This is a genomic window from Planococcus salinus (assembly GCF_003719725.1).
Lineage (GTDB): Bacteria > Bacillota > Bacilli > Bacillales_A > Planococcaceae > Planococcus > Planococcus salinus.
Map to the genome: position 1 here is coordinate 20,315 of NZ_RIAX01000007.1, position 15,776 is coordinate 36,090.

Annotated in this window: 16 protein-coding genes and 1 riboswitch; of the genes, 13 read left to right on the plus strand and 3 right to left on the minus strand. The window is 46.8% G+C overall.

The window, feature by feature from the left end:
- Positions 1–37 precede the first annotated feature (37 nt).
- On the minus strand, positions 38–556 hold the full coding sequence (locus tag EEX84_RS10375) for a PPC domain-containing DNA-binding protein (protein WP_123165571.1): 519 nt from the start codon (positions 554–556) through the stop codon (positions 38–40).
- A gap of 145 nt (positions 557–701) precedes the next feature.
- Positions 702–815: riboswitch (SAM riboswitch) on the plus strand.
- A 96-nt stretch (positions 816–911) separates the two neighbouring features.
- Here EEX84_RS10375 and EEX84_RS10380 point away from each other — a divergent pair.
- The 7 genes from EEX84_RS10380 (at position 912) to EEX84_RS10410 (ending at position 7,071) form a co-directional block, all read left to right on the plus strand.
- Entirely contained in the window at positions 912–1,721 is an 810-nt protein-coding gene (locus tag EEX84_RS10380) for a MetQ/NlpA family ABC transporter substrate-binding protein (protein WP_123165572.1), read from the plus strand.
- 67 nt (positions 1,722–1,788) lie between these two features.
- Positions 1,789–2,817, plus strand: coding sequence for a methionine ABC transporter ATP-binding protein (locus EEX84_RS10385; RefSeq protein ID WP_123165573.1), 1,029 nt, complete (start codon positions 1,789–1,791; stop codon positions 2,815–2,817).
- Complete coding sequence (locus EEX84_RS10390) at positions 2,804–3,475, plus strand: methionine ABC transporter permease (RefSeq protein WP_123165725.1); 672 nt, start codon at positions 2,804–2,806, stop codon at positions 3,473–3,475. The genes EEX84_RS10385 and EEX84_RS10390 overlap by 14 nt, the downstream gene beginning before the upstream one ends.
- Before the next feature lie 18 nt (positions 3,476–3,493).
- Positions 3,494–4,270, plus strand: a complete 777-nt coding sequence (locus EEX84_RS10395; RefSeq protein ID WP_123165574.1) for an enoyl-CoA hydratase/isomerase family protein — start codon at positions 3,494–3,496, stop codon at positions 4,268–4,270.
- A 16-nt stretch (positions 4,271–4,286) separates the two neighbouring features.
- The gene (locus EEX84_RS10400) at positions 4,287–5,429 is read left to right on the plus strand and encodes an alpha-hydroxy acid oxidase (protein WP_123165575.1); all 1,143 of its coding nucleotides are present in this window, start codon (positions 4,287–4,289) and stop codon (positions 5,427–5,429) included.
- A 15-nt stretch (positions 5,430–5,444) separates the two neighbouring features.
- A complete protein-coding gene (locus EEX84_RS10405; RefSeq protein ID WP_192892955.1) occupies positions 5,445–6,653 on the plus strand; it encodes a CaiB/BaiF CoA transferase family protein in 1,209 nt (402 codons plus the stop codon).
- Between the two features lie 40 nt (positions 6,654–6,693).
- Complete coding sequence (locus EEX84_RS10410) at positions 6,694–7,071, plus strand: hypothetical protein (RefSeq protein ID WP_123165576.1); 378 nt, start codon at positions 6,694–6,696, stop codon at positions 7,069–7,071.
- Positions 7,072–7,218: 147 nt separating this feature from the next.
- On the opposite strand, the gene EEX84_RS10415 is transcribed toward EEX84_RS10410, so the two are convergent.
- Positions 7,219–7,545: a YflT domain-containing protein gene (locus EEX84_RS10415; RefSeq protein ID WP_123165577.1), complete on the minus strand. Its 327-nt coding sequence runs from the start codon at positions 7,543–7,545 to the stop codon at positions 7,219–7,221.
- Positions 7,546–7,658: 113 nt separating this feature from the next.
- On the opposite strand from EEX84_RS10415, the gene EEX84_RS10420 reads away from it, so the two are divergent.
- The 6 genes from EEX84_RS10420 (at position 7,659) to EEX84_RS10445 (ending at position 13,215) form a co-directional block, all read left to right on the plus strand.
- A complete protein-coding gene (locus tag EEX84_RS10420; RefSeq protein WP_123165578.1) occupies positions 7,659–8,393 on the plus strand; it encodes an MBL fold metallo-hydrolase in 735 nt (244 codons plus the stop codon).
- Positions 8,394–8,472: 79 nt separating this feature from the next.
- Entirely contained in the window at positions 8,473–9,480 is a 1,008-nt protein-coding gene (locus EEX84_RS10425; RefSeq protein ID WP_123165579.1) for an LLM class flavin-dependent oxidoreductase, read from the plus strand.
- A gap of 18 nt (positions 9,481–9,498) precedes the next feature.
- On the plus strand, positions 9,499–10,140 hold the full coding sequence (locus EEX84_RS10430) for an NAD(P)-dependent oxidoreductase (protein WP_123165580.1): 642 nt from the start codon (positions 9,499–9,501) through the stop codon (positions 10,138–10,140).
- A 207-nt stretch (positions 10,141–10,347) separates the two neighbouring features.
- Positions 10,348–11,496 (plus strand): glycerate kinase, encoded by a 1,149-nt coding sequence (locus tag EEX84_RS10435; RefSeq protein ID WP_123165581.1) that lies wholly within the window; start codon positions 10,348–10,350, stop codon positions 11,494–11,496.
- An 82-nt stretch (positions 11,497–11,578) separates the two neighbouring features.
- On the plus strand, positions 11,579–11,839 hold the full coding sequence (locus EEX84_RS10440; protein ID WP_123165582.1) for a hypothetical protein: 261 nt from the start codon (positions 11,579–11,581) through the stop codon (positions 11,837–11,839).
- An 86-nt stretch (positions 11,840–11,925) separates the two neighbouring features.
- Positions 11,926–13,215: a purine/pyrimidine permease gene (locus EEX84_RS10445; RefSeq protein WP_123165583.1), complete on the plus strand. Its 1,290-nt coding sequence runs from the start codon at positions 11,926–11,928 to the stop codon at positions 13,213–13,215.
- A gap of 147 nt (positions 13,216–13,362) precedes the next feature.
- Here the strand turns inward: EEX84_RS10445 and pepF are convergent, their stop codons facing one another.
- Positions 13,363–15,174: an oligoendopeptidase F gene (pepF, locus tag EEX84_RS10450; RefSeq protein ID WP_123165584.1), complete on the minus strand. Its 1,812-nt coding sequence runs from the start codon at positions 15,172–15,174 to the stop codon at positions 13,363–13,365.
- Positions 15,175–15,776: the final 602 nt, after the last annotated feature.

The following is a 15,776-nucleotide window of genomic DNA, read 5'->3' on the forward strand; positions in this document are numbered from 1 at the left end:
AAAACATACGACTTTCACAACAAAAGACAGAATAATTTCAGTCTTTCGAAACCTCGATGAATGCGGTTTCTTTTTGTCCTTTGGTGACAGGGTAAAATTGATTAACTCCACTTTCTGCGTCCAACTGTCGCAATAATTCCATGCCTTGAATTTCCGTTATCAGCAAATCGACTGTATACACAGGGTTTTCCCCTTTCACTAAATGGCCGCCGAACACTGTTCCTTGTTGGTCGCACATGGTACCGTGGAGATGGATTTCGTATTCGCTGTCCCGCTGGCATACAAGCCCTGTGCCGTTCAGAAATTCAATGGGACCTTCTTTGGAGATCAATTCCCCGTACCCAGCGCCCAGTTTCGAGTCCGGTACAGGCACCAAATAAAAAAATCCTGATTTCTGAAAGCTGCCGAAGCACGTTGAAATCTGTGCATACGTTATGTCATTTGCCGAGCAAAGTTCTTCAATCCCTGTCATCAGGTCTGTCCCTGGCAATAACCGGGCAGCTATCACCTTGCCGGTAGAGCCGTTTGCATAATGAATCCGGGTGGAATCTTTCATTCAAATCATCCTTTCAGTCTTTTATTAATCATATACTACAATAGATAACAAAATGAAAAAATAATAAATATAAAAAGTGTTGACTTTAATTTAGTGATGCGCTAAATTATGTATTAACGTTTCAATAACTGAATTAGCTGATAATCTCTTATCAAGAGTAGCGGAGGGACTGGCCCTATGAAGCTCGGCAACCATTCATGCAGCGGCATGGAAAGGTGCTACATCCAGCAAAACAGGCAACTGTTTTGAAAGATAAGAGAGGATGGATTTTCTTTTGAATTTACGCCTCTCTTTCTTAATTGAAAGGGAGGCTTTTTAATTTATTGAGCGAAAAAAATTCAATGGGGGAAACAACATGAAAAAATTAGGTTTTTTGTCAACGGCGGTATTGGCAGCAGGTTTATTGGCAGGATGTACAGGAAGTGCGGAGTCTGAAGAATTGAGCGAAGACAAATTGGTGATTGGTGTTACTTCAGGACCACATGAACAAATTGTCGAGAAGGTTGCGGAAGTGGCCGCAGAAGATGGATTGGAGCTCGAATTGAAAGTTTTCACTGATTATGTATTGCCGAATACAGCTTTGGCTGAAGGAGATCTGGATGTCAACAGCTACCAGCACGAACCTTTCCTGGAAAAATTCAATGATGACCACGATACAGACTTAGTTACTGTATCTACCACAATTTTAAATCCAATGGGTGTTTATTCAGATCAGTATGCCTCCATTGAAGAACTTCCTCAAGGCGCTACATTCGGCTTGCCGAATGACCCGACGAATGGTGCCCGTGCCCTTTTCATCCTGGAAGAAGCAGGAGTCATTACACTTAAAGAAGGCACAGGACTAACAGCTTCAATTTTCGATGTGGAAGAAAATCCGAAAGAACTGGAATTCATTGAGCTGGATGCCGCTCAAATTCCAAAGCAGTTAAGTGAAGTAGATGCAGCGGCGATCAATACAAACTTTGCGATTGAAGCTGGCTTGAACACTATCAAAGATTCAATTTTGCTTGAGTCAAGCGAATCACCATACGTCAATTACCTGGTAGTAAGAGAAGAAAATGAAAACGATGCGGTGCTTGAGAAATTAACGCAAGCCTATCAGTCAGATGAAGTAAAAGCTTTCATTGAAGAAGAGTTCAAAGGATCAGTTTTAGCAATCTGGTAAAAATTTGGAAAGCCATTGGGCGTTTGAGCCGATGGCCTTTCCTGCTTTAAAGGGAAGAGGGACTAACTTGATACAACTTGAGAATATATCGAAAAAGTACACAACGAAAAAAGGCACCATCGAAGCTGTGAAAGATGTTTCATTGCACGTGAAAAAAGGGGAAATCCACGGGGTCATCGGCTACAGCGGAGCAGGGAAAAGTACGTTGATCCGCTGTGTCAATCTATTGGAAGCTCCTACTGCCGGGAAGGTACGGCTCAATGACAAGGAGTTCACCGAGTTGTCAAAAGCGCAGCTTCTGGCTGAACGAAAAAACATCGGCATGATTTTCCAGGGCTTTAACTTATTGAAAACAGCCACTGTTGGCGATAATATTGCCATTCCACTGAAACTGATCGGTGTGAAGCCAAGTGATATAGCAGCACGTGTTGACAAATACTTGGAAATCGTCGGGTTGACTGACAAGAAAAATGCATTTCCGGGTCAATTGTCGGGCGGGCAAAAGCAGCGTGTGGCCATTGCCCGTGCGCTCGCACAAGAGCCGGATGTATTGCTGAGTGATGAAGCCACCAGTGCTCTTGATCCGGAGACAACCGAATCCATTCTGGATCTATTGTTGAAAATCAACGCAGAATTCGGCATTACGATTTTGCTGATTACACATGAAATGCAGGTGATTCAAAGAATCTGTGACCATGTCTATGTAATGGAAGCAGGGGAGATCGTGGAAGACGGTCCGGTGATCGATTTGTTTTCGCAGCCAAAACATAAGACAACACGGAGTTTCTTAAACACCATTTCACAACGGAAATTGTCAAAGGAATTTGTCGACAATTTGAAAAAGACCGGCTCGGTGCTGCGATTGACTTTCAGAGGCGAGGCTACAGGCGATCCGGTACTGGCGGCCGTTTCAAAAGAATTTAACGTAAAGCCGAATATTTTAACTGCCAATATCATGGAGTTGAAAAACGGGGTGATCGGAAACCTCGATGTCCACATGGCTGGAGAAAAAGAAGAAGTGGCCCGTTCGTTGGCTTTTCTGGAAGCGCAGGGCGTAGTTATAGAGGATTGGGATGATCAATATGGAAAGAATTAATACATTTATCTCAGAATGGCTTCCGATTATCGGAGGTTCTATCGTTGAAACAGCACAAATGGTGATAATTTCCCTTCTTATCTCCACGGTACTCGGAATTCCTCTTGGGATTTTACTCGTTTTAACACGTCGCGGGCAAGCATGGGAAAACAAATGGGTATACCAAATTCTGAACCTGGTCGTCAATATTATCCGTTCGATTCCGTTCATCATCCTGTTATTCTTCATCCTGCCGTTCACCAAGCTTCTTGTGGGAACGACAATTGGTGTTCAGGGTGTAATTGTGCCGCTCGTTATCTATACGGCCCCTTATATAGCACGGTTGATGGAATCTTCCTTGTTGGAAGTGGAAAGCGGCGTCAGAGAAGCGTATGAAGCAATGGGCATTAAAACGCGCCATATTATTTGGAATGTCATGCTCCGTGAAGCTCGTCCGTCCATCGTTCTTGGATTGACGATTGCTACAGTCGGCTTGATCGGGGCTACTGCAATGGCTGGTCTTGTCGGTGCAGGAGGACTTGGTGACTTAGCTTACCGTTATGGCCACTTACGTTACGAAGTGGACGTCATGTACGCCACTGTGTTTGTTTTGATCGTTTTGGTACAGGGAATTCAAAGCCTCGGAAATTACGTGGCAGCACGTCTGAAGAAAGATTGACGAAGGGAGCCAACAGTAATGGGGAACGAATTATATATAGAAAAAAACGGCCCGGTTGCCACATTGGTTATCGACCGTGCAGAACAGCGCAATGCCTTTTCACTTGAAATGTTCCAGAAGTTGCCGGAACTGTTGGAGGAAGTAGCAGCAGACCCCACACTTCGGGTCTTGGTAGTGAGAGGTGTGGACGATCGGGCTTTCTCCGCAGGCGCTGATATCAAAGAGTTTCTGGGCAACCGGCTGTCTCAGGAAAAAGCGAAAAATTACAATGACCATGCGCTGCAGGCAGTGGAAAAGCTTTACCGTTTTCCGAAACCGACGATTGCCCTGATCCGGAAGCTGGCGATTGGCGGGGGCTTGGAACTGGCCATGGCCTGTGATTTCCGTTTTGCTTCACGCAACAGCAAATTCGGCATCACCGCCGCACGTCTCGGCATCATTTACAATTTGACGAGTACGAAACGGCTGATGAATGTCATCGGACCGGTAAAAGCAAAAGAGCTATTGTACACCGGCAAGCTGATTGATGCACAAGAAGCAAAAGAGATCGGAATTATTCAGGAACTGTATGAAGGAGATGCGGCCAATGAGGCGGCATACCAGTTCGCAGGTGAACTGGCGGCCACATCTGCTACCGCGCTCAGAGGCAATAAGAAAGTCATTCAGGCCATCATTGATGGCGATCAATCTGAAAACGAAGAGATTGCTTCCATGATTCTGGATTCTTTTGAATCCGATGATTACAAAGAAGGCATTCAGGCTTTCATGGAAAAAAGACAACCGAATTTTACATAAAAGAGGAGAGAGACCGATGAGCAGCACAGTAAAAGGAGACGCTTTACTGAAGAGCATTGTGTCACAAAACGAGTCGCCTTTGACACATGAAGAATGGGAAGAAAGTGCAAAAAAGAAAATGAAGCCTCATGAATTTGGCCATATCCGTTCAGGCGCGGGGGCGGAAGAAACGCTGCGCCGCAACCGTGAAGCTTTTTCAAAATGGGCAATCGTTCCGCGGATGCTGAACGATGTCTCTTCTGTTGATACGTCGATTAATTTGTTTGGACGTAAATACGATCATCCTTTTCTGCTTGCTCCAATCGGTATGCAAAAACTTGCGGACGAAGAAGGCGATCTGGCATCGGTCAGAGGAGCCGCCAAATGGAACGTTCCTTTTATCACCAGTACAGTTTCCAGCTATTCATTGGAAGATATCGCGGAAGCTGCTGGCTCGAACCCGCGTTGGTTTCAGCTTTATTGGTCCAATAACGAGAAGATTTCCTACAGTATGCTGCAGCGCGCTGAACAGGCAGGATACGAAGCGATTGTCGTAACGGTGGATACGGTTATGCTCGGTTGGCGGGAAGAAGATCTCCGCAATGGCTATTCACCTTTGCGCGCAGGAGTCGGCAAAGCGAATTATGTGAATGATCCGGTTTTCATGGAGTCGTTGACGGATAAAAGTGATGCGGGAGTTATTCAAGGAATTCTGGAAAACGTCTATCATCCTTCTTTTAACTGGAAAAAGATCGAGGAAATAAAAAAAGCGACCAAATTGCCGGTTTTACTGAAAGGGATTTTACACCCGGAAGATGCGATATTGGCGATGGAAGCAGGGATAGATGGTATCATCGTCTCCAATCATGGTGGCCGTCAGCTTGATGGCGTGACGTCTTCGCTGGATGCACTTCCGGCAATTGCCGAAGTAGTCAACGGCAAAATTCCATTGATTTTGGACAGTGGAATCCGCAGAGGAACTGATCTGGTCAAAGCGTTGATCCTTGGGGCAAGCGCTGTCCTTCTGGGCCGGCCTTATATATACGGCTTAGCGACAGCCGGTCAGGCAGGTGTCGAACAAGTGCTTGGAAATTTCATCGAAGAAACGAGAGTCACCCTTGCTTTGTCAGGGATTGCAAAAGTGGCGGAGATGCCTTCGATTAAACTGATCCGACAGTGAGGAGGTTGAGTGACAATGACACAACAACAGGCATTGACAGGCATGCGCGTGATTGATTTGACGCAAGTACTGGCAGGTCCGTATTGCACAATGGTTCTGGGGGATATGGGGGCAGATGTGATCAAAGTGGAAAAAGCGGCGGGTGGAGACGACACCCGCAAAATGGGCCCTTATATCAACGAAGAAAGTTATATGTATATGATGGTCAACCGCAACAAAAGAGGCATGTGCCTGGATTTGAAAGCGCCGGAAGGGCTGGAAGCGTTCAAGCAATTGGTGAAAACGGCCGATGTTTTAATCGAGAATTACCGGCCTGGTGTAACGAAAAAACTGGGCATCGATTATGACACATTGAAAGCGTTGAACCCAGGGCTGATTTATTGCTCAATTTCAGGATATGGACAAACCGGTCCCTACAGCCAAAAAGGCGGCTATGACATCATGGCGCAGGGGCTGACTGGATTTATGGACATGACAGGTGAAAAAAACGGGAAGCCAGTGAAAATGGGCATCGCCATCAATGACATCGCTGCCGCTCAAACAGCTATTCAATCCATTATGGCCTCTTATATTCATCGCCTGAAAACAGGGGAAGGCCAGTACATCGATGTGTCACTTGTCGACTCCGGTTTGGCCTGGACGGTATGGGAAGCAGCGGCTTACTTTGGAAAAGGGGAAGTGGCGACACGAAACGGCACTGCTCATCGGGTGTCTGCTCCTTATCAGGGATACCGCACAAAAGACGGCTCGATTTTGATCGGTGCCGGCAACCAGAAGCTCTGGGAAAAGTTTTGCCTGGAAGTGGCGAACAAACCGGAATGGTTGGAAGAAGCCCGTTATGAGACCAACAGCAAACGAAATGACCATGTCGAAGAGCTGGAGAACGATATCGAACAAGTGCTGACGCAGGAAACATCTGAGCACTGGCTTCGGCTGCTTGAGCAAAGCGGCATACCTTGTGGTCCAATTTATTCCTACGATCAGACATTGGCGGATCCTCATATCGAAGCCCGTGAAATGGTCCAGCAACTCGAACATCCTGTTGCGGGAACGTTAAAGACATTGGGTTTCCCGGCGAAGTTTTCAGAAACGCCGGGTCAATTACGAAAAGCAGCACCGTTGCTGGGCCAGCACAACGAAGAATTGCTGGCGGAACTTGGCTATACACCAGACCAAGTCAGCAAACTGCAGCAAAAGAACGTCTTTCTGACGCGTACTGTATAAAGTGGAAAAAGGACATCTCCTGTTATTGTAGGAGATGTCCTTGACTGTTGAGAAACTTTTGTCGACTTTTCCATTTTACTCCAGGTGGACGCTTTCCGCGGGCATGGCTTCAGCCTCCTCGTCGCTGAAAAGAACGGTGCTCCTGCATCGCTGCGCTAGCTTCGTCGCAAACGAGTCAGGCAAAATGCTTTTGCCCAACTCGCTTCCTGCGGGGTCTTCAGCTCATGTCGCTCCGTCGCTTTGCTCCGTCACTGCTCCCGCTGGAGTCGCCACCTTCCGCTTCATTCAGTTTCCATTATTGATTGTGAGAAGGTTAGAACAAGAAGTTGTAACACATCAATTGATTTTTTATGAAATAGAACATTTTTTAGATATGGAGCAAAACAGCGGAGACTCCAGCGGGATAGCGAAGTGCTGAAATCCACTCGGGCGCCGAGCCCGAGTTAGTTCAGCGCAAGCCCGCAGGAAAGCGGAGCTGTTTTGCGGAATATCGGTTACTGAATTGTTTCTTCACAAGCTAAGGACATCTCCTGTTACTTCGGGAGATGTCCTTTTTTGATATTGATTATTCACCTTTGTTTGCGACGATGACAAGTTTTCCTTCATCCAGGATTTCTTCGTATTCCTCAGCTTCCTGATCAGAAAGACCTGCTGCTGCGAGTTTAGCGCGAAGTTCATCGCCCCGTGAGCTGGTCATGTTCTTCATGCTGTCGAGGAAACCTTGTTCTTTCATGCCGACCGAGCCGGTGTCGAGTGCATCACTGACGTCTTTCGTGCGCTTTTTATCGTGCGCAAAAATATAAATGTCGTCATGCTCGTAGCCCTGTGCCACTAATTTGTCGATTTCTGTTTTCGCTTGTAATGCATTTTCTACAGTTAGTTTTACTGTCACGATGATCCCTCCAATTAATGTCTTACTACTATGCATACCACTTGATTACGGACGCTAAACAACGACTGAAGAATCTCATATGCTAAAATAGACAAAAAGGGAGGAGTGATGTGATGAACGTTACACCTATCGGAATTTGGGGAGGCTACCCAAATAAAAATGAAGCGACTTCATCTTTCTTAATTGAACAGGAAGGTTTCCGTTGTTTGGTTGATTGCGGCAGCGGGGTGTTGGCGGCGGTCCAGAATTATACGTCGCTGAATGAATTGGATGCTGTCATCATCAGTCATTACCATGCCGATCACATTGCTGATATTGGCGTATTACAGCATGCGGCAATGGTCGGTATGCAATTGAAAGAATGGAATGTTCCGCTGCTGATTTATGGTCATGATCGTGACCGGCCGGAGTTCGAAAAACTGTCTTATAAAGGGGTGACGGAAGGACGGTCTGTAAGAGCAGAGGAGACTCTCCAGCTCGGCCCGTGGGAAGTAACGTTTTGTGAGACTATCCATCCCGTTTACTGTCTTGCTTTGAGATTCTCCTCGAAAGGCAAAACGGTCGTGTTTACAGCAGACACAGAGTGGAAAGAAGAGTTGGTCGGATTTTCAGAAGGTGCGGATCTTTTGGTGGCTGAATCGAATTTGTACGAAAAATACATTGGCATCATCAAAGGGCATATGAGCGGGAAGCAGGCAGGAGAGCTGGCGCAGCGCGCGGGGGCGAAACACTTGCTGCTGACGCATTTACCCCAGTATGGCAATGTGAAGGAAATTGAGGAGGCAGCCGCTGGCGCATTCAGGGGCGGCGTGGAAATTGCCCGGATCGGACATACGTATAACGTGTAAGGTACAGGCAGATATCTTGAGTTGAGCATCGTTTGATTCTATTCTTATATAGCATTCTGGAAAGAAAGGAAGTTAAGAAATGAATCAACCAATAAAGCCTGTACCTTTATCCATTCTCGATTTAGTGCCTGTACGCGAAGGCCACACAAGCAAAGAAGCCCTGGAGGACATGGTCGAGCTTGCCCAACATGCAGAAAAACTGGGATATCAGCGGTTTTGGCTGTCTGAACATCACAACACACCGACGCTTGTCAGTTCAGCCACCTCAATACTGATTTCAAAGGTATTGGATCATACCAATTCCATACAAGTCGGCTCTGGGGGAATTATGCTGCCAAACCATTCACCACTTGTCATCGCCGAACAATTCGGCACTTTGGAAACGATGTATCCCAATCGCTTGAACCTGGGGCTTGGACGAGCACCTGGAACCGATATGCAAACAGCACATGCACTGAGAAGGACCACACAGGAGACGGCGTTCGCATTTCCGCAGGACGTGACGGAACTGCAGAATTATTTCAAGCCTTTGGACAGCCAGGGAACGGTCCAGGCTTATCCGGGCGTCGGAACCGAAGTGCCGATTTTCATCCTCGGTTCCAGCACGTCGAGCGCTCATTTGGCTGCCCGCAGAGGGTTGCCGTATGCCTTTGCAGCACATTTTGCTCCTCAGCACCTGGAGCAGGCCATTGAAATATATCGGAGCCAGTTTGAACCCTCGGAATACTTGGAAGAACCTTACGTCATTGTTTGTGTCAATGCCATAGCGGGAGAGACGGACGAGGAAGCTCGCAAACTGGCGACTTCAAGCGATTTGTTTTATTTGAACGTAGTCAGAGGCACGAAGAATTTGCTTCAGCCGCCGGTTGATACAATGGATGGCGTATGGAATTTCTACGAGGAAAATATGGCGCGTGGCATGTCGCGCTATACACTGAAAGGCAGCCAGGCCGCCATAAGCGGACAATTAAAGGAGCTTTTGAACCGGTTGCCGATTGATGAGTTAATGGCAGTTTCCTATATTTATGATCAGGACAAACGAAAACGTTCTTATGAAATCCTGAAACAGGCAATGGATCAACTATAACTCGAGGAGGAGATTGGAATGAAAGTTGGAATTATTGGAGCGACAGGAAAAGCGGGGAGCTTGATCTTGAAAGAAGCGGTTAGAAGAGGGCATGAAGTTACAGCAATCGTCAGAAACGCGCAAAAGCTCGATGATTCCACCATTCCGACTTTGGAAAGAGATATTTTCGATTTGACGTCGGAAGACTTGAAACAGTTTGATATTGTCGTCAACGCATTCGGCGTTCCCGCTGACAAAGCGGAACAGCATGTGGAAGCCGGACGTTCGCTGATAGAAGCGCTGAAAGGGGCTCCTGATACGCGCCTGATTGTGGTAGGCGGTGCAGGCAGCCTGTTTGTGGACGAAGCAAAAACCACAAGGCTGAGCGAAACACCGGAGTTTCCGGAAGCTTTTAAAGCGATTGCCTCCAACCAGGCGCAGAACCTGGCTGATCTGGAACATTCGGAAGGCATCAAATGGACTTTTTTGAGTCCCGCTGCCTTTTTCGATTCAGAAGGCAGACGCACGGGACATTACCAGACAGGCGAAGACGGTTTTCTCGTCAATAAAAAAGGCAAAAGTTATATCAGTTATGCTGATTATGCGATTGCGCTTGTCGATGAAATCGAAAACGCCAAGCACATCAACAAGCGCTTTACGGTTGTGTCTGAAAGCAAATAATGGTGGAACTGAATGATGGTGGACTGCCGATAATCGGCAAAACAGTTGTACTGTAACTTTGCGTATCTGTTGCTGAATCTTTGCAAAGGCATTGACCGGATGTTCTTCGGTCAATGCCATTTTTTGAGGGCGGCTGCCTTTTTATGGCGGGATGCAAACAGAAAAAGAAAGCTCTATACTGAATGTAAAAGACTGGGAGGCGACGGCATGAAAGTTGTGTTGGCACCGGATTCATTCAAGGGAAGTTTGACGGCCCGGCAAGCGGCTGAAGCGATGGCGGCTGGAGTTGCACAATATGACGATACGATCGAGACGGTTCTGCTGCCGGCAGCGGACGGGGGAGAAGGAACGCTGGACAGTCTTGTCCAGTCCACCAATGGCAAAATCGTTGAAACGGTTGTCCGGGGCCCGTTAGGCGAAGAGGTATTGGCCAAATACGGAGTGCTTGGAGACGGTGAAACATGCATCATCGAACTGGCGGAAGCTTCAGGTCTCACGTTAGTGAAGGGCACTGAAAAAAATCCTCTCAGAGCGTCCACATTCGGTACGGGCCAATTGATTGGGCATGCGTTGGATGCAGGTTACCGGAAATTTATTGTCGGTCTCGGCGGAAGCGCCACCAATGATGCAGGAATGGGAATTTTAACAGCCCTCGGCATGAAGTTTCTGCGGGAAGATGGTACGGTTTTGCCAGAGGGGGCAGCATCCCTAAGTGAATTGCACCGAATTGACTGTTCTGGCTTCGACACCCGTATCGCACAAAGTGATTTTGTCATTGCCAGTGATGTAGACAATCCGCTTGTTGGAAAACATGGTGCTTCCGCTGTTTTCGGACCGCAAAAAGGTGCATCGCCGGGCATGGTGGATCGACTGGATGCGGCGCTCACTGTTTTTGCGGACGTGACGGAGCGGCAGACAGGTGTTTCTCTTCATTCAAAAAAAGGTGCTGGAGCAGCAGGAGGATGTGGCGGCGCCTTTCAAGTGTTTTTTCCTTCCCAATTGCGCAGAGGAATCGACGTGGTTTTGGAAGCGATGGATTTCGAAAGACGCATCGAAGGCGCTGATTTAGTGATTACAGGCGAAGGAAAATCGGATGTTCAGACGTTATCCGGAAAAACCCCGTTCGGAATTGCAGAAGTCTGCAAGGGGAAAGGGATTCCTGTTATTCTGCTGTCCGGTGCTGTGGATGGGAAAAGCATCAAAGCGTTGTCGAACATCTTCCTGGATATCCATTCTGCGGCGGAAGAAGGGATGTCGGAAGCCGAATCGATGCAGCATGCCTTTCCTTTGGTGAGAAGGAAAGCGGCTGTTGCAATGGATAGGTATCAAAAACATCACCTCCAATATCGCCATTAAATGTTCACGTTAACCGCTCATCTGAAAACAGCTTTCATGTATAATAAGTAGAAACTTAACCAATAAAGGCGGGAACAACACAATGGATTTTCTTTATTTTCCCGAGGACAAAACTGAGTACATCCCGGGGATCATCTCTGTTATTGTGATTGTTATTTTGTCGGTTCTTATAGTTTGGCTCCTAATGAAAGCTTCCCGAAAAGAAGTGAAGAAATTAGAAGAACAAGGGTATACAGCCTCTTCAGATAATAATCGCAATAACGATAAACTGGTACTGAAAGAAGAAAACGATGCCACGGATTACGATAAAGAAACACATAAGCTGCATGACAAAGAATCCTGAGTTTCTCGGGGTTCTTTTTTTACGGTCTTCAAACAGTGTATACTAACAAGAAGCGCAAGCAACCAGAAAGAGTAGGAGCCGATAATATGTTAAAAAATGTGTTTGGCGGAGTCCAATGGGCGGTATTTTTATTAGCTTCTTCCATTGCAGCTCCAATTGCCATTGCGAACGTCTTCGGAATGGATGCAGCGGATACCGCTCTATTTGTTCAGCGGACTATTTTCGTTCTTGGCATCGCCGGACTCGTCCAGGCAGTAATTGGACATAAACTGCCGATCAACGAAGGGCCGGCGGGGTTATGGTGGGGAATTTTCATTGTCTACGCCGGCTTGGTTGGCGCCATTTACTCGACGATGGAAGAATCACTGCAGGCATTGCAGAGCGGCTTGCTGTACAGTGGCGTATTATTTATCATCTTTGCGTATACGGGACTCGTTGGCAAGATGAAAAAGTTGTTTACCCCGACAGTTACATTTGTCTACCTGTTGTTGCTCGTTCTTCAGTTGAGCGGTTCCATCATCAACGGCTTGCTGGGAGTGGAAAGTCCATCTGACTCTGTGGATGCAGTGGTCCTGTTCGGGGGAATTATGGTGATTGCCATCACATTTCTCCTGATGAATTCAAAAACAGCCTGGCTTAACCGGTATTCCGTCTTATTTTCCATCGGGATTGGCTGGCTGTTGTTTTGGATCATCGGAAAAACGGAGCCGGTTTATTTCCCGGGAAATGCGGTGATCGCTTTTCCGGAAATGCTGGTGTTCGGACCCCTTGTGTGGGACAGCGGAATGTTTGTGACGTCTTTGTTCTTGACCGTCCTGCTCCTGGCGAATATGATGGCTTCCCTTCGTGTAATGGAAATGGTGTTGAAGAATTCTTTTTCCATGCAGCCGGAAAATCGTGTCAAACAGACGTCCGTTGCTTCAGGTATCAACCACATGATTGCTGGTGTGTTTTCCGCCATTGGACCGGTTCCGATTTCAGGGGCTGCCGGTTTTGTCAGCGCAACGAGAAATCCGTCGCTCAAGCCCTTTATTATGGGGGGCGTGCTGGTTGTTTTTATCAGTTTGTTTCCGAATGTCATGGCGGTGCTGGCCGCTTTGCCTGCCCCGGTGGCTTACGCCGTCATTTTTGCCATCTTCACTTCAATGGTTGAAATGGCATTCGTCGAATTATCCAACGAAAAAAATCGGCGGCAGGCCTATAGAGTTTCGGCTTTCGGCTTGATGATCGGTGTGGGCCTTATGTTTGTACCGCCCGAAAGCATGGCCAACTTACCGGTTGTGCTGGCCGCCACTTTATCCAACGGATTAATTTTCGGTACAGTGATGGCGATTCTGATCGAGCAGTTTTTAATGTGGAGAAATCCGGGGGAGTAAGGAAGAGGGCGTTTCTTTGTCGAATTTGCTGAACGCAAATACCCGTCCATTTATCGCAAATAAAAACTCCTAATCGCCAATAACTTAAAATAAACGCAAGTAAAACGAAAAGAAGCCGTTTGCGTCACCGCAAACAGCTTCTTTTTTCTACTGTCCTTCAATTTCTTCTGTTAAGCTGACCAGCTCATCGATCAATTCGCCGATATAGGAGATGGTATCACGCAATGGCTGCTCAGTCGTGATGTCGACACCGGCCATTTTCGCCAGTTCCACCGGTGATTTAGTGCCACCAGCTCTCAGCACTTCGAGCCATTCGTCGACTGCCGGCTGCCCTTCGTTCAAAATACGTTTCGATACTTGTGTGGAAATCGTCAGGCCGGCGCTGTAAGTGTAAGGATACAGCCCCATGTAATAATGCGGTTGGCGCATCCACGTAAGTTCGGCACCTGGTGTGATTTCGACGGCATCTCCCCAGAAATCCTCCAATACGCCGCGTTTGATCGAGTTCAAGACATTGGCGTTGACACTCTGCCCGGCATCGATGCGCTCGTACACTTTGCGTTGGTAGGCGCCTTCCAATAAATGAGTCACGAAGTTGTGGTAATACGTTCTTGAGACGATGGATGCAATGACCCAGCGCTTGAACTTTGGATCATCTGAATTTTTCAGCAGGTGATTGGCCATCAGCATTTCGTTCATAGTAGATGGTGCTTCGATAAAGTACATGGAAGGGCGTGCGTTGAATACGTTCTGCGCCCGGTTGGCATTGTAAAAGTGACCGGCATGTCCAAGTTCATGGGCAAGAACAAATACTTCGTTCATCCGGCCTGTCCAGGAAATTAAAATATACGGATGATAGCCGTGAGGGCTTGAACAGAATGCCCCTGTCGACTTTCCTTTGTTTTGTGCAAAGTCAATCCAGCGTTCGGAATACGAACGGTCCACCATCTCAAGATAGTCATCCCCCATAATTTCCAAGGCTTCATCGATGTATTTTTTGGATTCTTCCACCGTGATTTCCGGGTCGTAGGACGGGTCGAGTGAAATTTTCAAATCAGCGAACGTCATTTTATCCAAGCCATGGACTTTCTGCAGCAACTTGGCATATTTACGCATGTGCGGAGCCAGTTCTGTCGTGATCAAATCGATTTGGCGGTTGTACAGGGAACGGTCAACTTCCTGATCGAACAACAAATAATCGAATACCGTCTCGTAGCCTCTCAAATCAGAAGTGGTTTTTTCTGTCTGAAGATGCGTGTCATATGTTTTTGCAGTGGTGTGCTGATATTCTTTCAGTTTTTCAGAAAACGCAGCAAAGGCAGCGCGGCGCAGTTCCGTATCCGGTTCTGCTTCCCAATCGCCTTCAAATGATACGTAGCTGAGCGGATAGGATTTTCCGTTCACTTCAAAATCATCAAACGACATGTCGACCATTTTTGTCGTGTTGTAAAGCGAGTAAGGCGCATTGAATGTGGAAGAATAAGCTGCCAGAGTCTTTTCCACTTCCGGATGCAACTGGTACTGTTTTTTACGGATCAATTTCTCCAGATACACATGGAATTCTTCAGATTCTTCCATGGCTTTCTCCAAAGTCTCAGTAGGCAATGCCAGCAATTCGCTCGTTACAAAAGACAGTCTGCTGCTGATTTTTGCAGAAGCGGAGCTGAATTTGCTTGCGCGCATCTGCGCTTCGTCGTTTGTCTGGTCCGTACTCAAAGCCAGATTGGAATAGGTGCTGACAGGCACCATTTGTTCTGCCAATTTCATATAGGCCTGCAGTAAAGCGATGACGGAAGCCGGATCGCTTGCCTGTCCTTTGTATTTTTCTTCGAACGCCGCCGAATCTTGCTCGAGGGTGGCCAGAGCCTGATCGAACTCTTCGCTTGATGCAAATAGACTCTCAAGGTTCCATGTTTCTTCTGATGCTATTTCTGAGCGGGGTGGTAAACTTTTAACCATATGATCTCTCCTCTATGTATTACGGGTATCGAACTAATTACTAGTATAACGGCCATTAAAGGAAATGTAAAAATAATCAATAAATTATTTGCAAAATATTTTTAAAAAAACTTTTAAAAATAGGTTTAAGGAAAATAACAAGAGGGTACAAAGTGAATACAAGGCGGAACCACCGTAGGAAGTACGAGTAAACGAGTCAGTTTATGATCGGCTTCAGACGAGGAAATGCACAGCCTTGGCGGAAAATTTGCTTTACTGACGATTGTCACTCTCGTCAAAAACCAAGTGTTATGTTGGTTGGATGTGAAAGTGTACCAAGCAGTAAGAAGTAAGATTTTTTGTGTAAGTGCAATTGAAAGACTGACTGCCAAAAAGTGAAGTCGCTGAGAAGTATACGCGAAACAAAAGCCTGAATGGCAAATGACAGTCAGGAAGAAAAGCTGTAACGACGAGGTGGTAAACATTCGTCAACGTTATGCAGTTTGTAGAAAGAATGTTATCAAATTTTCCGCGTGCGACCCCTCTTCAAGAGGGCATGCAAAAGGGAAAGCATGGTCTGATGAAAAGGACCATGCTTTTTCTTTTGCCTTTATTTAGATGGA